Origin of the sequence: Aeromonas rivipollensis, assembly GCF_037811135.1 — a bacterium.
Lineage (GTDB): Bacteria > Pseudomonadota > Gammaproteobacteria > Enterobacterales > Aeromonadaceae > Aeromonas > Aeromonas rivipollensis.
Map to the genome: position 1 here is coordinate 3,682,501 of NZ_CP149130.1, position 23,318 is coordinate 3,705,818.

At 61.8% G+C, this 23,318-nt stretch carries 21 protein-coding genes; 13 read left to right on the top strand and 8 right to left on the bottom strand.

Annotated features, from left to right (window positions below; genetic code table 11):
• Window positions 1-70: 70 nt before the first annotated feature.
• Window positions 71-712 (bottom strand): ribonuclease T2 family protein, encoded by a 642-nt coding sequence (locus tag WIR04_RS16650; RefSeq protein ID WP_338888394.1) that lies wholly within the window; start codon window positions 710-712, stop codon window positions 71-73.
• A 233-nt stretch (window positions 713-945) separates the two neighbouring features.
• Here WIR04_RS16650 and WIR04_RS16655 point away from each other — a divergent pair, with 233 nt between their 5' ends.
• Complete coding sequence (locus tag WIR04_RS16655; RefSeq protein WP_005330618.1) at window positions 946-1,506, top strand: carbonate dehydratase; 561 nt, start codon at window positions 946-948, stop codon at window positions 1,504-1,506.
• 83 nt (window positions 1,507-1,589) lie between these two features.
• Here the strand turns inward: WIR04_RS16655 and WIR04_RS16660 are convergent, their stop codons facing one another.
• Window positions 1,590-3,485, bottom strand: a complete 1,896-nt coding sequence (locus WIR04_RS16660; protein WP_338888397.1) for a PhoX family phosphatase — start codon at window positions 3,483-3,485, stop codon at window positions 1,590-1,592.
• Window positions 3,486-3,685: 200 nt separating this feature from the next.
• Window positions 3,686-4,594, bottom strand: a complete 909-nt coding sequence (locus WIR04_RS16665) for an S-adenosyl-l-methionine hydroxide adenosyltransferase family protein (protein ID WP_338888399.1) — start codon at window positions 4,592-4,594, stop codon at window positions 3,686-3,688.
• Between the two features lie 150 nt (window positions 4,595-4,744).
• Between WIR04_RS16665 and WIR04_RS16670 the strand changes: the two genes are divergently transcribed.
• Window positions 4,745-5,206 (top strand): hypothetical protein, encoded by a 462-nt coding sequence (locus WIR04_RS16670; protein WP_338888401.1) that lies wholly within the window; start codon window positions 4,745-4,747, stop codon window positions 5,204-5,206.
• A gap of 9 nt (window positions 5,207-5,215) precedes the next feature.
• On the opposite strand, the gene WIR04_RS16675 is transcribed toward WIR04_RS16670, so the two are convergent.
• Window positions 5,216-6,451, bottom strand: a complete 1,236-nt coding sequence (locus WIR04_RS16675) for an MFS transporter (protein WP_420883431.1) — start codon at window positions 6,449-6,451, stop codon at window positions 5,216-5,218.
• 234 nt (window positions 6,452-6,685) lie between these two features.
• On the opposite strand from WIR04_RS16675, the gene WIR04_RS16680 reads away from it, so the two are divergent.
• From WIR04_RS16680 to WIR04_RS16710, 7 genes are all read left to right on the top strand, one after another.
• Complete coding sequence (locus tag WIR04_RS16680) at window positions 6,686-7,603, top strand: LysR family transcriptional regulator (RefSeq protein WP_338888405.1); 918 nt, start codon at window positions 6,686-6,688, stop codon at window positions 7,601-7,603.
• Window positions 7,604-7,693: 90 nt separating this feature from the next.
• On the top strand, window positions 7,694-8,365 hold the full coding sequence (locus WIR04_RS16685; RefSeq protein ID WP_338888407.1) for a CsgG/HfaB family protein: 672 nt from the start codon (window positions 7,694-7,696) through the stop codon (window positions 8,363-8,365).
• A gap of 11 nt (window positions 8,366-8,376) precedes the next feature.
• The gene (locus tag WIR04_RS16690; RefSeq protein WP_025325859.1) at window positions 8,377-8,736 is read left to right on the top strand and encodes a DUF4810 domain-containing protein; all 360 of its coding nucleotides are present in this window, start codon (window positions 8,377-8,379) and stop codon (window positions 8,734-8,736) included.
• Window positions 8,733-9,386 (top strand): DUF799 domain-containing protein, encoded by a 654-nt coding sequence (locus WIR04_RS16695; RefSeq protein WP_338888409.1) that lies wholly within the window; start codon window positions 8,733-8,735, stop codon window positions 9,384-9,386. The genes WIR04_RS16690 and WIR04_RS16695 overlap by 4 nt, the downstream gene beginning before the upstream one ends.
• Before the next feature lie 220 nt (window positions 9,387-9,606).
• Entirely contained in the window at window positions 9,607-11,082 is a 1,476-nt protein-coding gene (locus WIR04_RS16700) for a GGDEF domain-containing protein (RefSeq protein WP_338888411.1), read from the top strand.
• Window positions 11,083-11,184: 102 nt separating this feature from the next.
• On the top strand, window positions 11,185-12,438 hold the full coding sequence (locus WIR04_RS16705) for a DEAD/DEAH box helicase (protein ID WP_338888413.1): 1,254 nt from the start codon (window positions 11,185-11,187) through the stop codon (window positions 12,436-12,438).
• Window positions 12,439-12,649: 211 nt separating this feature from the next.
• Entirely contained in the window at window positions 12,650-13,933 is a 1,284-nt protein-coding gene (locus WIR04_RS16710) for a ferric reductase-like transmembrane domain-containing protein (protein ID WP_420883432.1), read from the top strand.
• 79 nt (window positions 13,934-14,012) lie between these two features.
• On the opposite strand, the gene WIR04_RS16715 is transcribed toward WIR04_RS16710, so the two are convergent.
• Window positions 14,013-15,470 carry a DUF2235 domain-containing protein gene (locus WIR04_RS16715; RefSeq protein ID WP_338888417.1) on the bottom strand — a complete coding sequence of 486 codons (1,458 nt, stop codon included), beginning with the start codon at window positions 15,468-15,470 and terminating at the stop codon, window positions 14,013-14,015.
• A gap of 246 nt (window positions 15,471-15,716) precedes the next feature.
• Between WIR04_RS16715 and WIR04_RS16720 the strand changes: the two genes are divergently transcribed.
• Complete coding sequence (locus tag WIR04_RS16720) at window positions 15,717-16,226, top strand: hypothetical protein (protein ID WP_025325853.1); 510 nt, start codon at window positions 15,717-15,719, stop codon at window positions 16,224-16,226.
• Between the two features lie 474 nt (window positions 16,227-16,700).
• Window positions 16,701-16,871: a hypothetical protein gene (locus WIR04_RS16725; RefSeq protein ID WP_338888418.1), complete on the top strand. Its 171-nt coding sequence runs from the start codon at window positions 16,701-16,703 to the stop codon at window positions 16,869-16,871.
• Window positions 16,872-16,980: 109 nt separating this feature from the next.
• On the opposite strand, the gene WIR04_RS16730 is transcribed toward WIR04_RS16725, so the two are convergent.
• Complete coding sequence (locus WIR04_RS16730; RefSeq protein WP_338888419.1) at window positions 16,981-17,160, bottom strand: hypothetical protein; 180 nt, start codon at window positions 17,158-17,160, stop codon at window positions 16,981-16,983.
• A gap of 689 nt (window positions 17,161-17,849) precedes the next feature.
• Here WIR04_RS16730 and WIR04_RS16735 point away from each other — a divergent pair.
• Window positions 17,850-19,148 carry a patatin-like phospholipase family protein gene (locus WIR04_RS16735; protein ID WP_338888421.1) on the top strand — a complete coding sequence of 433 codons (1,299 nt, stop codon included), beginning with the start codon at window positions 17,850-17,852 and terminating at the stop codon, window positions 19,146-19,148.
• Window positions 19,149-19,283: 135 nt separating this feature from the next.
• Here the strand turns inward: WIR04_RS16735 and WIR04_RS16740 are convergent, their stop codons facing one another.
• Both WIR04_RS16740 and aguA read right to left on the bottom strand, forming a co-directional pair.
• On the bottom strand, window positions 19,284-20,987 hold the full coding sequence (locus WIR04_RS16740; RefSeq protein WP_338888423.1) for an amidase: 1,704 nt from the start codon (window positions 20,985-20,987) through the stop codon (window positions 19,284-19,286).
• 127 nt (window positions 20,988-21,114) lie between these two features.
• Complete coding sequence (gene aguA / locus WIR04_RS16745) at window positions 21,115-22,212, bottom strand: agmatine deiminase (RefSeq protein ID WP_338888425.1); 1,098 nt, start codon at window positions 22,210-22,212, stop codon at window positions 21,115-21,117.
• Window positions 22,213-22,359: 147 nt separating this feature from the next.
• Here aguA and WIR04_RS16750 point away from each other — a divergent pair, with 147 nt between their 5' ends.
• On the top strand, window positions 22,360-23,271 hold the full coding sequence (locus WIR04_RS16750; RefSeq protein WP_338888427.1) for a LysR family transcriptional regulator: 912 nt from the start codon (window positions 22,360-22,362) through the stop codon (window positions 23,269-23,271).
• Window positions 23,272-23,318: the final 47 nt, after the last annotated feature.

Below are 23,318 nucleotides of genomic sequence, written 5' to 3' on the forward strand. Positions count from 1 at the left end.
TGCAAAGCTCCTTTCCGATGGCTGTAGTTGCACATCAGGCCCGCAAGGGGCCCGATGAAGAGAGAGAAGGCTAACGCACGCTGCGCAGCAGGAAATCCGGCTGGCCACAGGAGCGACGCTCCCGCTTTTGCATCTCGTTCGAGCAGGGGACGGCATCAGTCCCTTCCTTGTTGATGCAGACGTAGACCTCCCGCAGGAAACGCCCGCCATCGGCGCAGGCCACAGTGATGTTGTCGGGAGCCAGCCAGTCGTTGGCACCGGCCAGATCCGCCTTGAGCTGGAAGCTGCTCTTGCGCAGCGGCTCGACCGGGGATTGATAAGCCGCCGGGATCCGCACCTTCTGGCGCAGATCGCTGGCCAGTTGATGGAATGCCTGCTGACTCAGGCCGGAGCAGGTGCCGTGTTTCTCCCACTCATGACCATAGAGAAAACGGCTGGGATAGAGCCCGGCAAAATCCTGCTCCATGGCGGGATCCAGTCGCTCGCGGGTACAGTTGCCGGGGTAGCCACGCTGGTATTGGGGCCAGAGCCCGTGCAGCACGAATCCCAACTGCCGGCTGCACTGCTCTCTATCGGCTGGCTTGATGGCGCAGTGCTCCGGTGACCAGGAGAGCGCCATGGCGTAGTAGTCAAACTCACCGGGCAGTCCCTTGGCCTGCGCGGCCTGGGCACACAGCAAGAAAGCCGCAAGGAGCAGCATCATCTTCTTCATGTCATCGTCTCCGTCATCGCAATCAGGCCCCCTTCTGATAAGGAACACGGCCTGTGGTCTGCCCCCATGCTCCCATACAAGGGAGTCAAAGAACAACCATGTGAAATGCCCTTACCAAGAGTGGGTCAGACCAGTAAAGGGTTCCCCCACCCGGATCAGAGGCGTAAGCTGACTCTCCGGCGAGCCTCTGCGCCCCGCCATTTTCCCCGATTTCATCAGCAACAGGACATGACATGATCCGCAAGAATCCCTCCGGTCACCTACCCGTCATCCACGAGTCCGCCTACATCGACAAGACCGCCATCATCTGCGGCAAGGTGATCATCAAGGAGAATGTGTTTGTCGGCCCCTACGCCGTGATCCGTGCCGACGAGGTGGATGAGAGCGGCGACATGGAGCCCATCGTCATCGGTGCCAACTCCAACATTCAGGACGGCGTGGTGATCCACTCCAAGTCCGGCGCCGCCGTCACCATAGGCGAATACAGCTCCATCGCCCACCGCAGCATAGTGCACGGGCCCTGCGAAGTGGGTAACCGGGTCTTCATCGGCTTCAATAGCGTGCTGTTCAACTGCCACATAGGCGAAGGATCCGTGGTGCGTCACAACTCGGTGATCGACGGCTGCGATCTGCCTCCCGGCTTCTATGTGCCCTCCACCACCCGCATCAACCAGCAGAGCGATCTGGCCCAGATCCCCCGCGTCACCGTGGATGCCACCGAGTTCTCCGAAGACGTGGCCCACACCAACATCGATCTGGTCAAGGGCTACAAGGCGCTCTCCAACGAGTTCTGAGTTCGCCTTGCGCCATCGAAAAAGCCGCCCGAGGGCGGCTTTCTCATTTCTGACATTATCTCTGCTTATATAAGCCTGCCGACTCAGGCCCCTATGATGCCGCCATCGTCCCGGGTGATGCGCAGCACGGCGGAGCGGGGAATGCTGGTGCCGCCGTCCGGGAAGTGGGAGGGGGCCAGCTCTTCACCGGGGTGCTGCACCCCGACGAACAGGGTGCGCCAGTCCGGGCTGAAGGTGAGGCCCGTGATCTCGCAGGCAATGGGTCCGGTCAGGAAGCGGCGCACCTCGCCGCTCGCCGGATCCGCACACAGCATCTGGTTGTTGCCCATGCCGGCAAACTGCTTCTCGTTGGAGTAGTCGCCGTCGGTCTGGATCCAGAGTCGCCCCGCCTCGTCGAAACCGATGCCGTCCGGGCTGTTGAACATGTTGTCCGGGTGGATGTTGGCGCTGCCCGCCATCAGCCCCTCTTTATGAACGCCGGGGTTGCCCGCCAGCAGGAAGAGATCCCACTCGAAGCTGTCGCTGCCGTGATCGCCAGCGGCCGGGCGCCAGCGGATGATCTGACCATAGGGGTTCTCGGCCCTGGGGTTGGCACCATCGAGGGGCTGGTTCTCCTTGAGGCCGCGGTTCTTGTTGTTGGTCAGGGTGCAGTAGGCCTCGGCCCTGTGGGGATGCACAGCCACCCATTCGGGCCTGTCCATGGTGGTGGCGCCGAGCCGGGTCGCGGCCTCCCGGGCGAAGATGAGCACCTCCCCCTGATCGGCGAAGCCGTTCTCCCGGGTCAAACCGTTCTGGCCGTGCACCAGGGGCAGCCACTGGCCTGTGCCCTTGAGCTCCCCCTCCCTGGCCTCGAAGCGAGCCACATAGAGGGTGCCCTCGTCCAGCAGATCCCGGTTGGCGGGGTCATTGCCCGGCGCGACCTTGTTCTTCGAGACGAAGCGATAGATGTGCTCGCCCCGTTCGTCATCGCCGAGGTAGACCACGGCGCGGCCATCCTTGTTGACGGTAAAGGCCGCGTTCTCGTGCTTGAAGCGGCCAAGGGCGGTGCGCTTCTTCGGGGTGGAGGCGGGATCCTGCGGATCTATCTCCACCACCCAGCCGAAGCGGTTCGGCTCCTGGGGGTGCTTAGCGAGATCGAAGCGCTCGTCGAACCTGTGCCAGCCAAAGCCTGCATCCTCGGCGGCCAGGCCGTAGCGGGCGGCGCGCTTGTCCAGCACCGGCTTGCTGGCACTACCGAAGTAGCCGTTGAAGTTCTCCTCGCAGGTGAGGTAGGTGCCCCAGGGGGTCTGGCCGTTTGAGCAGTTGTTGAAGGTGCCGAGGGCGGCGCGCCCCTCGGGGTCGGCCTGGGTCTTGAGCAGGGCGTGGCCCGCCGCCGGGCCGCTCAGTGTCATGGGGGTGGTGGCAGTGATGCGGCGGTTGAGGGCCCCCTTGGGGTTGGCCTGCCACTTGCCATCGATGCGCGCCAGCTCCACCAGGGAGACCCCGTGGGCCGCCTGGGCCTTGGCGACGGCCTCGGCACTGAGTGCCTTGCCGCCATCCGCAAACAGGTATTCGTAGTTGGTGTATTCGTTGTTGACGGCGAGCAGGGCGCGATCCGGCCCCAGGGGGAAGAAGCTCATGCCGTCGTTGTTGTCGCCGAACTGGCGGGCCTGGGCCTTGGCGTCATTGCTCTGGGCAAAGGCGGGGGCATCGGCGAACAGGGCATCCCCCCAGGCGATCAGCACCTCGGCCTTGTAACCTGGCGGCACCACTATGGTGTCGGCCACAGAGGCGGGCACGGCCTGGAAGCCGAGCAGCGGCTGGGTGGCGGCGGCCACGGCGCGGGCCACCGGGCTCGCGGCGAAGAAGGCCACCATGCTGGCGGCGCCGACCCCCTTCAAGAAACCCCGGCGGCTGAGGCCGGCCTCGATCAGGCGGTTGAACTCCGGCTCCTGCTCGCGGGGGTGGTTGGCACTGTCTCTCTCGTCAAAACGGCTCATCGGCTTTTCCTTGTTCTCTCTGCTGGCATCATGGCTCACTCACTGCGTCCGGCCACAGCATGGAGGCACTTTATTAAACAACGATGACAAGTGATGAGATAGCCGTCCGGCCTGGCATGAAGGGCCGCCATCCAGGAAAAGGGGCGGTGGACACCAATCCACCGCCCCGAAAGACGTATCGCCGACAGAAGGGTTGAACCCTAGTCGCACTTCTTCAAGCTGATGTGCCAGTTGGCGCCGGATTGCACCTGGTGCTTGGCGGCGAAGCTGTCCATGTTCAGCGCCACCGAGACCTGCAGCAGGCTGTTGAGGTAGACCAGCGGCTGCCCTTCCGGCACATCGCCGAAGCTGCTGACGTAGGGGGCCTTGCCCTCGTATTTCAGCGCATCCCCTTCGCTTATCCTGATGCAGGCGTTGTCACCCTTGTTGATCCCCGCCCTGGTGAGCAAGGTGTCGTCGATGTTGGTCCAGACGTTGCCGTACTGCACGTCGAGGATCGGGATGGTGCCCTTCAGGGTGCCATCCTGCTCGGCCACCGCCGGCTGGTAGGGGATGGTCACCACCTCGGCAGGGAGCTTGGGCCCCACCTGCTCGAAGCTGATGGCGCCGGAGGCGAGCCGGGCACCGGTATAGGCGTAGACATCGCGGCCATGGAAGGTGTAGGACTTCTCGGAGCCCTTGAGGCGGTTGGTCTTCTCGTCGATCTGGCGCAGGGTGTCGATGCCGAAGTGCTCCGCCACCAGGGTCAGGGTGCCGTTGTCCGGGCTGACGATGTAGTGGCCGCTCTTGGTCTTGAGTACCACCGACTTGCGATCCGTGCCGACACCGGGATCCACCACGCTCACGAAGACGGTGCCCTCGGGCCAGTACTGCAGGGTCTGATAGAGGCGGTAGGAGGCCTCCCAGATGTTGTAGGCCGGGATCTCGTGGGTCAGATCATAGAGCGGCAGGGTGCGGTCCACCCCGAAGGCGACCCCCTTCATGGCGGAGACGGCGCCATCCTTGAGGCCGAAATCGGTCTGGAACACCAGGGCCTCGTTGGCCAGGGCACTCGCCCCGACCAGGGAGAGGGCGAGCACGAGGGCGCGGGGGACGATGCGAATATCCATGTCAGGGCTCCTTTAAAGACGTTTGGACGTCCAGATTGCCATTGAATGAAATCTTTGCAACCCCATATCCCCGAATGGGGGGCGAAATGACTCGCCAATCCGGCCCGCGCTGGTGTATCCATGGGACATTCGACGCCAGGAGAGCACCACATGACAGTAGAGGAACGGGACACCATTTTGCTGAGCCTGGGCAGTACCCGGAGCCGGGTAGAGATCACCGGTGCGGACGGCACCAGCCAGACATTGTCGCTGGCACTGGGGCTCGATGCCCTGACCCCAGGCCCCTTTCGCCGGGATCCGCCGACGTCCCTGGAGCTGGAGCAGGCCATCATGGTGGTGGAGGATGTGCTGATGTCCCTCGCGGCCCGGATCCCGCCCCACCCCCTGGTACAGCTGCACAGCCCCGTGCCCCTGGCCGAGGCCCTCGGCAGCCGGGTGCAGAGCAGGGAGAGCATAGAGCGGCTGTTCGGCCAGCTGGTCGCCATGGTGGAAGGGGATCCCCTGGCATCGGCCCAGTTGCCCAGAGATCGCCGCGTTGCCGCCGCCCTGCTGATCCTGCGGGAGTGGATGCACCACCTGGATGCCGGCAGCGTCGCCCTGGTCGACGAATAGAGACCCCAGTCAGGAGGCGGGCTCGAAGCGCCTGCGTGACAGGGCCCAGGCCAGCCCCAGGCTGGTCAGCGTGCTGCCGACGAAGAGCAGATCCAGCGCTGCCAGGAGACCGGCGCCATCGCTCACCCAGCCCAGCAGCACGGGCACCCAGTTCGCCACATAGGCGATCACATAGAAGAGGGAGACCAGCCGCGCATGGCTGGCGGGGGGCGCGATGCGATTGATCAGGGTCGCGCTGCCCACAAAGACGGCCCCCTGGGCGTAACCGGCCACCAGCAGCCCGAGCCCCGCCAGCCAGCCCGGCAAACCGTGCACGGCACCGGCAAACAGCAGCACGCAGAGCGCCAGGGCCAGACAGCCGCTTTGCAGGGTGTGGCGGGCGTCGAGGCGACGCGCCCACAGCTGGCAGAGCCCCGAGAACACCAGATAGGCCGCGATGAGATAGCCAAACAGCCCCAGATCCCTCATCCCCAGCAACTGGCTCACCACCTTGGGACCCATTGCCAGCAGGCTGGCCGCCACCGCCCAGGCGGTGAAGAGCGCCAGGGCGCAAAGGAAGAACCCGGCCCCCGTGGCCCTGAGCCCCTCCCCCAGGGAGCCCCCGCCCTGCCCGCTCGCGATGGGCGCCGCCATCCTGGCGCCCCTGGGCCAGCTCAGCACCAGCCCCGCGATGGCGCAGCTCGCCATCCCCAGGATCAGCAGAAAGGGCAAGGTGGTCGGGTAAAGATCCAGTTGCAGCGCCAGGCCGCTGAACACGGGCCCCAGCGCCAACCCGGCGGTGAAGGAGAGGGTGGCGCTCAGGGCCGCCCGCCTGCCGCCATCCTTGGGGCCAAAGCGCAGCAACGCCACATTGGCGGCGCCGGTCAGGGCTCCAGTGCCAATCCCGGCCAGGACCCGCGCCAGCAGCAGGGACCAGAAGCTGTCCGCCAGGGAGAAGAGCAGGGCGCCCCCCGCTACCGCCAGCAGGGCGGGCAGGATCAGGGTGCGCAGATCCGCCACCCTTCCCGCCAGGTTGCCCACCCCGAACAGGGCGATCAGCACGCCCCCTGCATAGCCGCCATAGATGAGGCTGAGGCCGAGATCGCTCAGGGCCAGCGCCGCCTGGTAATGGGGATAAAGCGGGGTGGGCACGCTGCTGTTGAGCAGGGCCGACATCAGGGCCAGGGACAAAAACCAGAGCAGGCAGGGGCGAACATCGACCTCGCTGCCGTGGGCAGGCGTTAGGGTGCAGGGGGATGACATCAAGACTCCAGTCACAGACAGAGGAAGCGCTATCGGGAGCGTCATCATAGCGATCCCGTCCACCCCGGGCTGCGGCAGTTCTGCATCACGACGATTCAAACTTGCATCACCCTGGCGGTTGCCCCCCATCCCTGGATGGCCCCGGAGAGCGAGAGGGTCGCCCCCTTGTGCTGCCGCCCCCTCTCGCATCTAATACTCAGGCGCCAATCGGGCGTCCTGCTTGAGCGAGGAGCAAGCATGATCAACTGGGATGACGCCCGCTTCTTTCTGGCCCTGGCACGGCGGGGCAGCCTGCGCCGGGCTGGCCTCGAACTCGGGGTCGATCAGGCCACCGTCGGGCGGCGAGTCGGCCTGTTCGAGCAGCAGCTGGGGGCCAAGCTGTTTATCCGCACCCCCAGGCACTATCGGCTCAGCCCACTGGGGGAGACGCTCTTGCCCCAGGCACAGGCCATGGAGCAGGCGGCCCTGGCCATGGATCGCGCGGCCAGCCTGGGGGAGCTGGAGGGAGAGATCTGCATCGCCACCACGGACACCCTGGCCCAGGGCTTCGTGCTGCCGGCCTTCAGCCTGCTGCGCCAGCGCCACCCCGGCATCCGCCTCAAGCTGCTGACCGCCGTCAGCGTGAGCGACATCCCCAATCAGGAGGCGGACCTCGCCATTCGCAGCCTGCGCCCCGAGCAGGGAGATCTGGTGGTCAAACGGCTCGCCACCATCAAGATGGGGCTCTACGCCTCCCCCGACTACCTGGCCCGCCGTGGCACGCCCCGCTCGGGCCAGGCGCTGCAACAGCACGACCTGCTGCTCTTTCCCAGGGAACTGGTGGCCCGCCACTGGCTGAGCCTGTGCGGCGAGCCTCTCAATGAACCCAATGTGGTGCTGCAGAGCAACGCCCAGCTGGTGCTGATGGGAGCCGCCCGCCAGGGGCTCGGCATCGCCCTGCTCTCCACCTTCCTCGCCGAGGAGGACCCTGGCCTGGTACGCCTGCTGCCTGACCAGCATGACCCCATCGACATCTGGATGGTGCTGCACCCGGATGTGCAGAAGACGGGGCGGATGCGTGCCCTGGTGGGGGCCCTGGAGGAGGTGTTCCAGCGCCACCGGGAGACCCGGTCCCCCTCAATCCCCGCCACGATCAACCAAACGCACACTGATTGAGCGGTTATGCCCCCCATACGGGGCACTTTCTTCGCAGCGAACCATGTTAGAGTCCGCCGTTGTTTTTTTCCTTAAATAACGGGGCCTTACATGAAGAAGTTTGTTGTTTCATCCAGCGTCATCCTGATGGCGGTATTGTTGACCGCTTGTGCGAGCGAGTCGTCGCGCTCCCTGGAGGTGCCCAAGGTCACCTCCTATCAGAGCCACTATCAGGGCACACGCAGCCCCATCGCCGTCGGCAAGTTTGACAACCGCTCCAGCTACATGCGTGGCATCTTCTCCGACGGCGTGGACCGGTTGGGCAGCCAGGCGAAAACCGTGCTGATCACCCATCTGCAGCAGACTGGCCGCTTCAGCGTGCTGGATCGCGACAACATGGAAGAGATCAAGGCGGAGGCCGGGATCAAGCAGCAGGCCCAGCAGCTCAAGGGCGCCGACTATGTGGTCACTGGCGACGTCACCGAGTTTGGCCGCAAGGAAGTCGGTGATCATCAGCTGTTTGGCATCCTGGGTCGCGGCAAGTCCCAGATCGCCTATGCCAAGGTCAACCTGAACATCGTCAACGTCACCACCTCGGAAGTGGTCTTCTCTTCCCAGGGCGCCGGGGAGTACGAACTCTCCAACCGCGAGATCGTCGGCTTCGGCGGTACCGCCAGCTATGACTCCACCCTGAACGGCAAGGTGCTGGATCTCGCCATCCGCGAGGCCGTCAACAACCTGGTGAACGGCATCGAGACCGGCGCCTGGCGCCCGGCCCAGTGAGGAGGGACAAGATGAACATTTTCCGTCCTTTCCTGCTGCTGGCCAGCGGCCTGCTGCTGAGTGCCTGTGCCCAGACGCCAAAGACGCTCTACAACTGGGATCAATACCAGGGGGTGGTTTACCAGCACATGCAGGGTGACGACACCGGGGTACAAGCCCAGATCGATGCGCTGGAGAAAAACCAGCAAGAGGCCAGCGCCAAGGGCCAGGCGGTGCCGCCCGGCTTCCATGCTCACCTCGGCATGCTCTATGCCCAGCTCGGCAGGGATGCGCAGACCCGCGAGCAGTTCGAAACCGAGAAGCGCCTCTTCCCCGAGTCGGCCCCCTTCATGAACTTCCTGATGTCCAACAAGAAGGGAGAGACCCAATGACCCTGCGCACCCTCCTTGCCCTGACACTGGGCACCCTCCTGCTGAGCGGCTGCGCAAAGGGCCCCGGCTACGACTACGGCAACTTCAAGGAGAGCAGACCGACCTCCATTCTGGTGTTGCCGCCGGTGAATCACTCGCCTGATGTCAAGGCGGGCCCCAGCCTGCAATCCCAGATCACCTATCCGCTCGCCGAGTCCGGTTATTACGTGCTGCCGGTGGCGGTCACCAACGAGACGTTCCGGCAGAACGGCGTGACCGAGCCCGCAGACATTCAGGGGCTGCCCATCAAGAAGCTCCACGAGATCTACGGTGCCGATACCGCTCTGTACCTCGACATCAAGGATTACGGCACCAGCTATCTGGTCATCTCCAGCGAGACAGTGGTCACCGCCAGTGCCCGTCTGGTGGATCTGCGCACCGGCAAACTGCTGTGGGAAGGCAGCGCCAGCGCCAGCAGTGCCGAGCAGCAGGGCAATTCGGGAGGCGGCCTCATCGGCATGCTGGTGGTGGCGGTGGTCAATCAGATTGCCAACACCATTACCGACAAGGGCCATGAAATCGCCGGTATCACCAGCGTCAGGCTGCTCAGCGCCGACATGCCCAACGGCATCCTCTACGGCCCCTACTCGCCGAAATACCAGGCACGGTAAGGCACCCCCTTCCCGCACCAGCAAGAGGGCGTCATGCCCTCTTGTTTCAGCCACCATTCCTCTCCCCTGCCTGCCATCGAATGCGATCTTATCGTCTATCTTTTTGATATTGTTGGCTCATTTTTGTGCACGCCCCATGGCGCCCCACCAACTTCATCTGGTGATGCCCGGCAAAATCAGTTACAAAAATGGCCTCTGTCACCACGGGAGCGTTCACCGCATGGCTGGATCACTGTTGGGTACCGTCCCCCGTCAATGGCTCTACCGGTTTGGCTGGCTATGCCTGGCACTGACAGGGCTCGGGCTGGTGTGCAACTACAGCTACTTCAGCATCAGGCACGACATGGCGCTCATCACCGCCAGGCAGCCCAACCTGTTCGAGGTGTTTTATCAGCGGGCCCGCATCCTGGCGCCAGAGAAACTGGCCGCCTTCATCGACAACAGCAGCATCAAGATGCCCATCTTCAGCGAGAACGGAGATGCGACGGCCTATGCCTATGGCTATGATCTCCCCACCCTGAAGCGCCTGGCGGTCATTCCCGTGTTGCCCCCGGCCAACCAGATGCTCCTGGTCTATCAATATGTGCTCTCCAACCCCGAGGTCCTCAACCTCTACGCCTTCTATGACGATCGCCGCATGCTTGGCATGGTCGCCAACAAACGGATGCTGCCGAGCCAGTTGCTGCCGGTCAACACCGACCTCAGCGACATCGAGCCCTGGACCCACTATTTCGGCTGCGCCTTCTTCGCTGCCACCCATGTTCCCTGCAGCACCGATGAGGCCTGGGTATCCGGCATCTACACCGACACCTTCACCGGGTTGCAGACCATCACCCTCTACTTCCCCTTCGTCTATTACGAGGCCGCCATAGAGGACTACCGCCATGGATTGACGGGCATCGACATCGCCGTCGACAGGGCGTTCAAGGAGGTGCTGCCCCCCTTCGAGCATCTCAACCCGACCCGGACAGTCCTCTCCTTCGAGGAGGCCGAGCCCTGCCGCCCGTTCCACCTCTGCCTGAGCACCTCGCTGATGCGCACCAAGGCGGGCAGCGACCTCTACCTCAAGTGGTCATACAGCTACGGTGATTTTGCCCTGGCCGTGCTCTACGGGCCGGCCTTCAAGATCTATCTCATCGCCCTGCTGCTGCTGATGCTGACGGGGCGCAGCCTGGTTACCCGCCTGCGCACCCTGGCCCAGACCGACCACCTGACCCGGCTGCCGCGCCGTGACATCCTGGACGAGGCTCTGCTGCGGGAGCACGACTACCTGATGATCCTCGACATCGACAACTTCAAGGCCGTCAACGACACCCATGGTCACGGGGTGGGTGACCTGGCCCTCGTCGCCTTCGCCAATCACCTCAAGGCCAATATCCGCAAGGGAGATGCCGCCATTCACTGGGGCGGGGAAGAGTTCATAGTGCTGTTCAAGGGGGTGGAGAATGACGAGATGATGAGTCTCTTCGCCGCTCGCCTGCTGGAGCGGCCATTGCGGATCCCCGAGCTGCCCGCCCCCATCACCTTCTCCGCCGGGGTGATCCGCCTTCGCGATTACCTGTCGGTGGCCGAGGCGGTGCAACTGGCCGACGAGCTGCTCTACCACGTCAAGCAGCACGGCAAGCGCAATATCGCCTACTACCAGGGGCACTCCATCCGCCTTGTGCGCGACCCGGACGCCGATCCTGCCACCTGAGCGGCCCGGCTTCTGCCGCTCCCCCTCTATCTGTTACCATCCCGGCCACGCTGACTGTTTCAGTCCCGGCCACTGGCCGCGATAACCCCATACTGGTGCCCTATGTCCATTGCCTCCTTTGCCGAACTGGCCCTCTCCCCCCGCCTGCAGCAGACCCTGAGCGATCTCGGCTACGCCGCGCCCACCCCGGTGCAGGCCAGCGCCATCCCCCTCATTCTGGCGGGGCGGGATCTGATGGCGGGGGCCCAGACCGGCACCGGCAAGACCGCCGCCTTCGTGCTGCCGCTGCTGGAGCAGTTGCTGACAGAGCCGGCAAGTGAGGCTCCCCGCCCCATTCGCGCCCTGGTGCTGGTGCCGACCCGCGAGCTGGCGGTACAGGTCTTTGATAGCGTCGCGCGCTACGGTCGAGGCACTGATCTCACCAGCACCCTGGTCTACGGCGGGGTCAGCATAGCCGCGCAAGTCGACGCACTGAAAGCCGGGGTGGATATCCTGATCGCTACCCCGGGCCGCTTGCTCGATCACCTGCGCCAGGGGGCCCTGAGCCTTGGGAGCCTTCGCCATCTGGTGTTTGACGAGGCGGACCGGATGCTCGACATGGGCTTTATGGACGAGATCACCGCCCTGCTCAGACAGATACCGGCGGATCGCCAGACCCTGCTGTTTTCGGCCACCTGCGACGACAACCTCTTTGCCCTGAGCCGCGTGCTGCTGCGCGACCCGGCGCTGGTGGAAGTGGCACCGCGCAACACAACGGCGGCCGAGGTGGAGCAGCGGGTCTATGCGGTGGATGGGGATCGCAAGCTGGCGCTGGTGGAGCACCTGATCAAAGTGAAGGGCTGGGCGCCGACCCTGATCTTCAGCCGCACCCGTCAGGGGGCCGACAAGCTGGCCCAGCAGCTCGGCAAGGCGGGCATCCATGCGCTCGCCTTCCACGGGGATCTGTCCCAAGGGGCGCGGGAAAAGGTGCTGCTTGAGTTTCGCGCCGGCACCCTGCAGGCCCTGGTCGCCACCGACGTGGCGGCCCGCGGGCTCGATATCAGCGACCTCAACCATGTGATCAACATGGAGTTCCCCTTTGTGGCTGAGGATTACGTCCACCGCATAGGGCGCACCGGCCGCGCGGGCAACAAGGGGCTCGCCATCACCCTGTTCAGCCCGGAAGATGCCCCCCTGCTGGAGAAGGTCGAAGCCGTGCTCGACACCCGCCTGCCCCAGCAGTGGTTCCCGGGCTTTGAGCCGGATCTGACCCGCTTCGACCCCGAGCCGCGCCGCAGCGGCAAGGGCGCCCAGAAGCAGAAGGCCAGAAAGCAGGCCCTCTCGGGCAACAAGGGCGGCAAGGGGCGCAAAGGCTGACCCGAGAGACCCTTTGGGGAGCCCTCTACACCCAAGGACTCCCCACCTGACCTGACTCGGTTCCCCTGCACTCCCTCTTGTTCTCCCCCCCTCCTTGACCAGGCCCTCCCAGAGCGGCCCTTTGCCACAGTCTGCTACAAAAGAGGTAGTAGAGGGACACACTCTGGCCACAAAGGGGGCGTGCAATGGAGGCATGGACAAGGAGGACATCATGAAACCCGCATCCCTCGTCTGGGCCCTGCCCCTGACCCTGCTCTGGCTCTCTGGTCTCACCCAGTGGCCCGCCAGCCTCTGGCCCTGGCGCCACGAGCTGCTGATCCTGACCGGTCTGCTTGGCCTCGGCGCCATGACCCTCTCCCTGCTGCTCGCCCTACGCCTGCCGAGGCTCGAGGCCTGGTGCGGCGGGCTGGATCGCATGCTGCACCTGCACCGCAGCAGCGCCCTCTGGGCCACCGGCACCCTGGTGGCCCACTGGCTGCTGGTGGAAGCCCCCAAGTGGGCCGTCGCCGCCGACTGGCTGACCCGGCCGGCGCGCCGCAGTGCTGGTGCTGGTGCTGGTGCTGGTGCTGGCAACGATGCCCTGTGGCACGAACTCGGCAATACCCTGGGGGAGTGGAGTTTCTATCTGCTGCTGGCCCTGGTGGTGGTGAGCCTGCTCGCCGTGGTGCGCTACGAGCGCTTCAGGGTGGCCCACCGGCTGGCACCCGTCATCTATCTGATGGGCTGGCTGCACGGGCTCTGCCTGTTGCCGCGCATCGGCGCCCTGACCCCGGTCGGCCTGACCCTGCTCATCGGCGGCGGGTTGGGGGCCATGGGGGCGCTCTACTCCCTGTTTGGCCGGGTGGGCAAGAACGCGCGCCACCAGGGAAGGGTCAGCACCCTCACCCCTCTGGATGAACGCACCCTGGAGATCAAGGTCGCCCTGAACGCTCCCCTGCCAGGCTATCGCCCCGGGCAGTTCGCCTTCTTCGACTTCGCCGGGCGCGGCGAGCCCCATCCCTACACCCTGGTCAATGTCTCGGCGGATGGCCGCACCCTGACCCTGGCGGTGCGCGCCCTCGGGGATCACACCAACTGGCTGCACCAGCACCTCAAGGCGGGCGACGCCGTCACAGTCACCGGCCCCTATGGCGCCTTCGCCCTGCCAGACCCGGCTCCCGCCCTCTGGGTGGGTGCCGGTATCGGCATCACCCCCTTCGTCGCCTGGCTGGAGGCCCTGGTGCGCCGTGGCGAGACACGCCCGGGCACCACCTTGCTGCAATGCGCCCCCACCGCCGAGGCCGCCCCCTATCACAGCCGCCTCGCCGAGCTGTGCCGCCGGGCCGGGGTCGACTACCGACTGCACCTGGAGTCCGAGCGCGGCCGACTGGATCTGGCCGCCCTGGGTGAGCGTCAGCACACACCGGTGTGGTTCTGCGGCCCCGAGCCCATGGCCCAGACTCTGGATGCCCACCTGGCCACCCCGCTGCACCGGGAGCTGTTCCGCTTTCGCTAACCCCCGGCACACCTCATCGCTTCACCCGCGACATCAAAAGGGCTTCCCGAGGGAAGCCCTTATCGTCACCCACCCGATATCAGTCTCGGCTCACCGTGAGTGTCACAAAGCCACGGTTGTTCTCGTAAAATCCCCAGGCATCGTTGGCAAAACAGTAGAGATAGCCACTCTTGGTCGGCGTGATGCTGGCCTCTTTGCCGATCACAAAGGTGCTGGGCCGCGCCGGGGTGCCATCGGTGTCCGGGTTACCCGCATCCGCCACCACCCCTATCAAGGCAAACCATTCCGCATCTTCCAGCCGCTTGGTAGCGGAAACATTGGCCTGACTGTTGCGAGTCACTATGCCGTTGAAGCGCTCGATCTTGCCAAGCGCATCACCCAACAGGTGTGCAAGTGCTCTATCGCGCACCCCCTCGGGGCCAGCCGGAACATGAGAGTCCTGCCACTCACCATGAGCGTTGAAACGATAATGGCGACCGGCCTCCAGATAGATACCGGTCCAATACCAGGGGTGGCGGGCATAGACATCCAGGGTGATCGAACCCTCCGTTGACCACTCCTTGGTTGGCAGATAGGGAAGCTGATTGATGGGAGAGATCTCGCGCCGATCATTCACTGACCTGTGGATCTCGGCGGAGTGAAGATTCGGCAAGCTGCGCGGCGAGGTGAGCAAGAGCTTCATCAGACCAACATGGGATTCGTGCAGCAGGCCAGCAGGATCAGGATGTAGCTGTGAGCTTGCTGACTCCCTGAACACCAATCCACACTGGCCAGCCTCCTCCATCATCCAGGCCAGAGTGATATCGGAAAGCCCGTGTTCCTTGTAGCCGCCCCCCACGTCGCTATGCACGCCAGCAAACCAGATCTGCTGCATGTCTCGCCCTGGGGCTGGATCCCAGAGAGTCGGGGTGAAGCTGCCTCGTTTCTCGTCGATGGCGACGGCATGGCGCGCCGTCTTGATATGCTTGCCAAGCTGGACGTCGTGAAAGCGGTAGTTGTCGGGACGGTCGAGCAAGTTCAGCAATCCCTTGTCATCGGGAATACCGAGAGCGCCGACAGTATCCCATACCCCAATGAAGCGGATAGCCTGAGAGCCGGGATAAAAGGCGAGATCCGTCAAGTGCTGCTTCTTGCGATACCCCTGATCGTATATCCGCTCAACCACCTCGCCCATCCCTTCGTCAGAGGCGAATCGGACTATGCCGCATCGCCCTATCATGCCCCCGAGACTACGGGCCGTGAACGCACCACGACTAAAGCCAAACAAGAAAAGTTCATCCCCCTCTTGGTAGTGGGTTGCCAACCACTGGTAGCAATCGCGAATGTCTTCACTGAGCCCGAGCCCGATCGTGCCCCCCATCACCTTGTCAACCAGACCACCACTGCCGACCCCACTCTGATAACGGGTGAGCTGGGTCTCGTCACAACGCAAGGCATTGAAGAGCTTGAATACATTGGTGGGCGCCAGCACGCCGTCATCTTTGTTGTCTTCGTTGTTCCAGGTCCCATCGCAACAAACAATCAATTTTCTAGCCATCACGCACTCCTTACGTGGGGATATCACGGTCACCACCTCGGCACCGTATGACGCTTTATGCTAGTCCATCCATTGGAGCTCCCACTGTTGTTAAACCACGTTTGTTCCTCTAAGAGCACAAAGTAGTAAGAGATTCCTTCTTTGAAGAGACAAAGGCCGGACACTGCTGCGTCAGCCTTCTTCGGGTCATTTTCTCCATGGGCTGGCTATTCTCAACAGAGTCTTGTGCCCAAAGTGGAGCTACCCATGGATCGCTACTACAAACACCTGGCCATCAGCGGCCTCATTTCCTTCGGAGGCCTTGCCCTGATACTGCTGCTGCAAACCATCCCGTTCATTTCCAACATCATGACCGCCATCTTCTTTGCCGGATCGGTGGGGGCCGTCATCAACAACTATTACCGCCTCGCCAGGCTGCACGACAGTGGTGCCATCGCCCACATCAGCCAACCCCAGGTGATCGTGACGCAGTTTTATGTCTCCCTGCTCTTTTCCGGCATGCTTGGCTTTATCGCCTACGGGCTCTTTGCCAGCAGCCTGCTGCAGGGGGACCTATTCCCCAAGTTCAAACACATGGAGCACCCCTATGTCTCCTTGCAAACCCTGCTGACCCTGGCCTCTCCTGCGACCAATCTGGATGCCGCCAAGGCAGTCATCTGGGCCTTTATCGCCGGTTTTTCCGAGCGATTCGTCCCCAATGCCATCGATGCCCTCACCAAGGCTGCCCCCCCTTCCGGGCAAGACGCCCCCAGATAAGGGCCTGGGCAAGCGGGGGCATCGCCACCCAACGTGCAGGCAGAGACTGCCCAGCATCCGGATGAAACACGCAGGCGCCCATCCTGGCGCCGCCTTTTTATTCGCATATCGGCATCACTGAACAGCCCCTCCCTCCCCTGGTGCCAACGCAGCGGTACGGCGCCACGAGCAAGCCCCTCATTCGGATATTGATGCAGGTTGAATGAATCAATATCATCTTGCCGCCCCTGGTCATGGATAAGAATGCTGTATGTCCTTTGAGAAAAAGCATGGTGAGTTCATCTTCAATATGCAGGAACACCTGGTCACTTGTGAGCTGATCGGCCCTTTCAATGAAGAGGGCATGCTGGCGTGGATTTCGGAGATAAAGTCAGTGGTAAACAGCCTGGACGGGAAGCGTTTCTGCGCCCTGGTGGACCATCGCCAGCATCAGGGGTGGTGCTATCCGCCCTGCACCATCTCCAGGAGACCTATGTGTGGCTTGCCCGGAAGGATCTGGTGGCCATCGCCTCCCTCTATTCGGCCAAAGTGCTCCATCACATCGCCCTCTCCTGCCTGTCTCCCACTCACCCGGACCATATCCGGGCATTCAACGACCCTCAAGAGGCCATCGCCTGGTTAAATGCACAATACCAGGCGCAGTAGGCCACCCGGCCTGTACTGATACGCAGTATGCCGCGCCCTCACCGCCCGGGTCCGGATAAACAGGCCCCAGGCCATGCCCTGAGGTGCTGCACCCGGCAGCAGCCGATGGCTATTCCCCGAGCGGCAGGAACGAGGCCCCCGTCAGAACAGCCGCATCTTGCCCGGTTATCTGTACCGCCACGGCAGCATCCCGGCCAAGGGGCATCTCCGCCGCCCGCACGCTGCCGCCCCAAAAGCTCGCCACCAGTATCAGGGCCCCGGCCAGCCCGTATTTGATCCAGGATTTCATCGCCTTGCTCCCCTCTCTTTGGCCTTCGCCACCCCGTGGCAAGCAGGTCCATTTATCAGTGGGCAGAAGATAGGAGGGATTTGTGAGGGGAAAATGAGGCTGTGTGAAGCCAGGGTGAAGTCGGGGGAAGTCAGGAGAAATCAGTAGCGAGTCACGACAAGCATGGCGATTGGCAGTACAGGGAAGAGAAAGTTCTCAAGGCTCACCCCATGCCATCACCGTCTTGATGTACGGTCAATTAGCGCAGCGTAATCGTCCGTATACAGCTGCGCACAGAGTCATGGCAAGACAGGCAGGATACCCTGGAGCAGCGGCTTCTCGGCGACCTCCTTTTCGCTATTCGAACCTACGGGCCTGCAGAGATGGGGACTCCGGGATATTCCAAGCTCCCATGTTTTTCGGACAAGCAAGCTCCCCAAAGGGCAGACACATGATGCTGATATGCCACATGTTATTGATACCTGCTGGCATCTCGATATAACTCTGCATCTAGATTTTGGCTTTTTACCATTCTTTATTAAGGATATACAGCAGAGACTACTGACAACACCATTTGTAGCGACATTAAATATAAATTCACAACTGCACTTGGCAGACTAAAAACTCCTTTCATAATATTTATTCGAACTGCAAAAAGATGGTCGTTCGGTCACATTGCAACATGATCTTTTTATGCGCGGAGATAAATCATGAACATCAAAGAAGTAATGAATTCCGTTAAAGAGAAAATAAGACTCGACGCACTTGACCAAAAAATATATAGCGATGCCATTGATGAAGATGGTAATCAATATGTTGATATCGTAATGGAGGGTGGCGGTGTATTAGGTATCGCGTTGATCGGATATCTTTATACCCTGGAAGAGGCAGGGATCAGATTTGGTAGCATAGGGGGGACTTCTGCAGGCTCAATAGCGGCAATGCTTTTGGCAGCCTGCGGGTCACCGTCAGAACGAAAATCAGAAAAAATAATCAATCTGATTGCCGATATGCCAATATCGAGTTTTGTTGATGGCAAGCAGGATGGGGATAACGCCCCTCGGGAATTCATTGACCAAATAATGCGTTACTTTAAAAACAAGGATGCTAACGTACTTCATACTGCATTCAAGGCATATAAAGTAAAAGATAATATTGAAATGATGATGGGGCTGAATAGAGGGGATATATTTCAAGAATGGATGGAATCAACACTGAATAATTTCGGTGTTAGGACTACAGTTGAACTTTATAATAAAATGCACACATCTCCTATTGGCTACCAAAGACGCATTGAAAATAACAAGCATTATGAAGATCAAATCAAAGCAGGAAAGGTGAGTATAACCAACAACCAATTTGGTGTAATCACTGCAGATGTCAGTTCAGAAATGCGAGTCGAGTTTCCCAGAATGGCTGAATTATATTGGGATGACCTCGACAATATAAATCCGGCCATATTTGTAAGGTGCTCCATGTCCATTCCATTATTTTTCAAGCCTTATAAGGTATCTGGCCATGGCTTGGGAGGAATCAGGCTTAGTAAGTGGAGCTTGAACTCAGAAACAAAGAGCATAGCCAATAGTAAAAACTTCCCTCCCGATTACTTCTATTTTGTCGATGGTGGTGTGATATCAAACTTCCCAATTGATATATTTCATAAAGTAGGCGTCGTACCAACAAAACCGACTTTTGGCGTTAAACTTCAACTTGATGATAGACTTACCGATATAAAGAACACCCCTGATTATTTAGCCGCCATATTTGATACAGCCAGGCATGCAATTGAACATGAATTCATAAAAAACAATAAAGATTATACAAATCTTGTTTCATATATAGATACTGGGGATGTCGGTTGGTTGAACTTTGATATGAGCGATGAAGATAAAACAAAACTGTTTACATATGGCACTGAGGCCGCATTGGCGTTTCTCAGGAAATTCAAGTGGGATGATTATAAAGACATCAGAAAGGGGTTATTAAAATCATCCTTGGCTACACCCTGACTTATCGCTGTATTTAAAATAAAATCGCATCACACACCAGAGGGTATCTACAAGTACAGCACATTGATAAAAACCCACCAGCATGGCAGGTGGGTTTTTCTTTGTTATTACCAGACTAATCAGTGAAGACTGCAATCAACCCAACGGCGGCGTGCGCGGCGGCACCTGGCGCTTGTTGCCGGTGGACTCGAAGGCTGAGGCGACGCGCAGCAGCTTGTTGTCGTCGTAGGCGCGACCGGCGAAGGTCAGCCCCACCGGCATGCCGATATCGGCCATCACCCCCATGGGGACGGTGACGGTCGGCACGCCGAGATGGCGAATGGCGAGGTTGCCGTTGGCGACCCAGATGCCGTTGCTCCAGGCGATGTCGGCGGAGGCCGGATTCACATCCGCATCGGCCGGGCCCACATCGGCGACTGTGGGGAAGAGCACGGCGTCGAGCTTAAGCTCGTCCATCCACTCCTCCAGATCCAGCTTGCGGGTCTGCTCCAACCCACGCAGGCCGTCCGGCACTGTGGCGATCTCGTCCCAGGATTTCAGGCCGCGCTTGGCCATATTGACGTACTCGTCCATGCCCGCCGCCAGATCGCCCTCGCGGTTCGGCAAGGTGCCGGGATCGTGGGGGAAGATCTTGGGGCCATCCACATCGGCCAGCTTATTGAGCTTGGGATCGCCGTTGGCGCGCAGGAAGTCGTCGAACGCCCAGCCGGAGAGCTCCCAAAGCTCGTCGTTGAGAAACTCCGGTGACACTATGCCGCGATTGAACACGGTGGGTGCGCCGGGTCTATCCCCTTCGCAGTTGGAGACCAGCGGGAAGTCCACCTCGATGACTTCGGCGCCAGCGGCTTCCAGGGCCTTGCGTGCCTCTTCCCAGAGGGCAATCACGGAGTCGCGGGTATGGATGCGCTGACCGGTCGGGCCGCCGATGCCGGGGTGCTCGCTGGTGCCGGCCAGTTCATCCTTGTTGATAAACATGCGCGGCACCCCGAGGCGCTTGCCCTTGAGGGCATCGGACTTGGCAGCCAGCTCCAAGTAGGAAGCCGGACGCACTTCCGAGGCCTTGGGGATCTTGACCCAGGGCTGCATGCGCCAGAGATCCCCACGGGTGTCGCTATCGTCGGCCACCACCACATCCAGCACTTCCAAAAGGTCTGCCATGGTGCGGGCGTAGGGCACGACGACGTCCATGGTCGGAGTCAGGGGCCAGTTGCCGCGCACCGAGATGACGCCACGGGACGGTGTATAGGCACAGAGGCCGTTGTTGGAGGCAGGACCTCGGCCGCTCGACCAGGTCTCTTCCGCCAGACCAAAGGCAGAGAAGCTGGCGGCGGTGGCGGTGCCGGCACCGTTGGAGGAACCGGAGGCAAAGGGCGCGGTGAGATACTTAGCGTTATAGGGGCTCTCGGCACGGCCATAGACGCCGCGCTGCATGCCGCCATTGGCCATCGGCGGCATATTGGTCTTGCCGAGGCAGATGGCACCGGCGGCGCGCAGGCGCTCAACGGTAAAGGCATCGCGCTGGGCCACCAGATCCTTGAAGGCCGGGCTGCCGGAGGCGGCGGTCAGCCCCTTGACCAGGTAGCTGTCCTTGGCGGTGTAGGGGATGCCGTCGAGCGGCCCCAGGGTTTCGCCACGGGCGCGGCGGGCATCGGAGGCTTGCGCCTCTTTCAGGGCATAGGGGTTGGGCACCACCACGGCGTTGAGGCGGGTTTGTGTCTCGGGGCCGTTGTAGGCGGCGATCCGGGCCTGATAGGCCTCGACCAGTTCGACCGCTGTGGTGCGGCCCGATTCGAGCGCACCGCGCAGCTCGGCAATGGAAACCTCGGTCACTTCGATCATGGGGATCTCCTGTAAAAGGGTGACTGTTTGTCATGATGATCGCCGCATCGGCGCCTGCGACCATCAGGTTATCAAGAGATAAAACCCCACGGCGTGGGGTTTTGAATGTCTACACTCTTCGACCAGCTTATTTGCCGGACGGGATCTGCTGGGTAATGCAGTGGATATTGCCACCCCCCAGCAGGATTTCCCGGGCCGGCACGCCGACCACTTTATGCTCGGGGAAGATCTCTTCCAGAATGCGCTGGGCCTCGCCGTCGGTGGCGGCATCCAGCAGCGGATAGACGATGCGATCGTTGGTGATAAGGAAGTTCACGTAGGAACCGGCCAGACGGCCCTCAGCCTCGCGCGGCACACCGCTGCCGCTCTCGACGCCGGCGGACTCCTCCTCGGTGCAGAACAGCGGGCCCGGCTGGGGCAGCTTCCACACTTTCAGCTTGCGACCCTTGGCGTCCACCGCAGCTTCCAGCACCTTGAGGGCGGCCAGGGAGCGGGCGTACTGGGGATCGTTTTGATCGTCGGTCCAGTGCAGGGCCACTTCACCCGGGCGCACGAAGCAGCAGATGTTGTCGATGTGGCCGTCGGTCTCGTCCATGTAGACACCTTCGTCCAGCCAGATAAAGCTCTTCACCCCCAGATAGTCGCGTAAGTAAGCTTCGATCTGATCCTTGCTCAGGTGCGGGTTACGGTTCTCGTTGAGCAGGCACTCGGCGGTGGTCATGCAGGTACCTTCGCCGTCCACGTGGATGGAGCCCCCTTCCAGAATGAGCGGCGCGTCGTAGCGATCCATGCCGTGCTGCTCCAGCATCCGGGCTGCCACTTCTTCATCCTGATCCCAGGGGTAGTAGAGCCCCCCCTTGTGACCGCCCCAGGCGTTGAAGCCCCAATCCACGCCGCGGCACTCGCCGGCGGCGTTGGTGACGATGGTCGGGCCTGTATCGCGGGCCCAGCAGTCATCGCTGTTCATCTCCACCAGAGTGACGTGGGCGGGCATGATGGCGCGGGCCTGCTCCATAAACTGGGCGGGCACCCCCATAAAGACAGGGGTGGCCTGCCCGATGGCATCCGCCACCTTGGCAAAGGTGGCCTGTGCGAAACGACCGGCGCCCCGCCAGTTGTCCGGGCGGAACGGCCAGATCATCCAGACGGCCTGCTGGTGCGCCCACTCGGCAGGCATGGTGAAGCCGTCGGCGGCCGGAATGGAGTTGATGGTCTTGATGCTCATCGCAAGGCTCCTTGAATGGATTGAGGCCCCCACCTTGACCTGGGAACCCTGGAAAAATAAGAGTGGGTCGCAGTGTAAGAAGTTGCGTGCCCATCCATCAAATGAATAGGATGGATTGTCCCATAAACACGGCGAATAATCCCCACCATGAAACTGCACCAGCTCGACCTCAATCTGCTGCTCGCCCTTGACGCCCTGATGACGCAAGGCAGCGTGACCCGCGCCGCCGAGTCGCTCTTTATCAGTCAGCCCGCCATGAGCCACGCCCTCAATCGCCTGCGGGCCTTCTTTGACGATCCGCTGCTGGTGCGCACGCCCCAGGGGATGCTGCCGACCCCCCGGGCCCAGCGGCTGCATCTGGGGGTGCAGCAGGTGCTGCGGCTGCTGGAGCAGCAGCTCTCCGAGGAGGATCTGTTCGAACCGCGCCACTCCAAGCGCCGCTTCGTGCTCTGCACCACAGACTACGTGGAGTGCGTGCTGATCCCGCCCCTTATCCAGCGCCTCAGGAAGCTGGCCCCAGGGGTCACCATCGAAATCCGCATACTGCGCGACACCCTGCCGGAGGCGGAGCTGGCGAGCGGCGAAATCGACCTGGTGCTGGGGTTTGACGAGTACATGCAGGTGCCGGGCTATCTGGGCAAGGAGACCTGGCTCACCGAGCCCCTGGCCGGACTGGTGCGCGCCACCCTGGAGCTGGAGGAGGAGCGTATCACCCTCGCGCAGCTTATCGAGATGCCCCACGTGTTCCACTCGCCGCTGGGCACCTCGGAGGCGAGCCTCGACCGCTATTTGCAGAGCCTGGGACATAGCCGCACCATCTCGGTCAACAGCCAGAGCTATATGTCCGCCGCCGCCATCGTCAGCCAGAGCGATCACCTGCTGGTGCTGCCGAGCATGGTGGCCGAGCTGCTCGCCAACCACTGGCCGCTGAAAAGCCTGCCCCTGCCGGAAGACGTGCCGGACTATCACCTCAACTGCGTCTGGCATCCGGTGCACGCCCAGCAGCCCGCGCTGATCTGGTTGAAGGCGTTGATGAAGGAGCTGGTGAGTCCTCAATAAAAGAGACATACAAACTGCGTCTGGCACACTCAGTCACCATGCCCAGC

What these genes read in the sequence shown, in the direction of transcription:
- WIR04_RS16700 (WP_338888411.1), top strand. Translation starts at nt 9,607, where the DNA reads ATGGCTGGATCACTGTTGGGTACCGTCCCCCGTCAATGGCTCTACCGG.
- WIR04_RS16715 (WP_338888417.1), bottom strand. Translation starts at nt 15,470, where the DNA reads ATGGCTAGAAAATTGATTGTTTGTTGCGATGGGACCTGGAACAACGAA.
- WIR04_RS16685 (WP_338888407.1), top strand. Translation starts at nt 7,694, where the DNA reads ATGAAGAAGTTTGTTGTTTCATCCAGCGTCATCCTGATGGCGGTATTG.
- WIR04_RS16660 (WP_338888397.1), bottom strand. Translation starts at nt 3,485, where the DNA reads ATGAGCCGTTTTGACGAGAGAGACAGTGCCAACCACCCCCGCGAGCAG.
- WIR04_RS16730 (WP_338888419.1), bottom strand. Translation starts at nt 17,160, where the DNA reads ATGAAATCCTGGATCAAATACGGGCTGGCCGGGGCCCTGATACTGGTG.
- WIR04_RS16750 (WP_338888427.1), top strand. Translation starts at nt 22,360, where the DNA reads ATGAAACTGCACCAGCTCGACCTCAATCTGCTGCTCGCCCTTGACGCC.
- WIR04_RS16695 (WP_338888409.1), top strand. Translation starts at nt 8,733, where the DNA reads ATGACCCTGCGCACCCTCCTTGCCCTGACACTGGGCACCCTCCTGCTG.
- WIR04_RS16650 (WP_338888394.1), bottom strand. Translation starts at nt 712, where the DNA reads ATGAAGAAGATGATGCTGCTCCTTGCGGCTTTCTTGCTGTGTGCCCAG.
- WIR04_RS16680 (WP_338888405.1), top strand. Translation starts at nt 6,686, where the DNA reads ATGATCAACTGGGATGACGCCCGCTTCTTTCTGGCCCTGGCACGGCGG.
- WIR04_RS16720 (WP_025325853.1), top strand. Translation starts at nt 15,717, where the DNA reads ATGGATCGCTACTACAAACACCTGGCCATCAGCGGCCTCATTTCCTTC.
- WIR04_RS16665 (WP_338888399.1), bottom strand. Translation starts at nt 4,594, where the DNA reads ATGGATATTCGCATCGTCCCCCGCGCCCTCGTGCTCGCCCTCTCCCTG.
- WIR04_RS16670 (WP_338888401.1), top strand. Translation starts at nt 4,745, where the DNA reads ATGACAGTAGAGGAACGGGACACCATTTTGCTGAGCCTGGGCAGTACC.
- WIR04_RS16710 (WP_420883432.1), top strand. Translation starts at nt 12,650, where the DNA reads ATGAAACCCGCATCCCTCGTCTGGGCCCTGCCCCTGACCCTGCTCTGG.
- WIR04_RS16705 (WP_338888413.1), top strand. Translation starts at nt 11,185, where the DNA reads ATGTCCATTGCCTCCTTTGCCGAACTGGCCCTCTCCCCCCGCCTGCAG.
- WIR04_RS16735 (WP_338888421.1), top strand. Translation starts at nt 17,850, where the DNA reads ATGAACATCAAAGAAGTAATGAATTCCGTTAAAGAGAAAATAAGACTC.
- WIR04_RS16690 (WP_025325859.1), top strand. Translation starts at nt 8,377, where the DNA reads ATGAACATTTTCCGTCCTTTCCTGCTGCTGGCCAGCGGCCTGCTGCTG.
- WIR04_RS16655 (WP_005330618.1), top strand. Translation starts at nt 946, where the DNA reads ATGATCCGCAAGAATCCCTCCGGTCACCTACCCGTCATCCACGAGTCC.
- aguA (WP_338888425.1), bottom strand. Translation starts at nt 22,212, where the DNA reads ATGAGCATCAAGACCATCAACTCCATTCCGGCCGCCGACGGCTTCACC.
- WIR04_RS16740 (WP_338888423.1), bottom strand. Translation starts at nt 20,987, where the DNA reads ATGATCGAAGTGACCGAGGTTTCCATTGCCGAGCTGCGCGGTGCGCTC.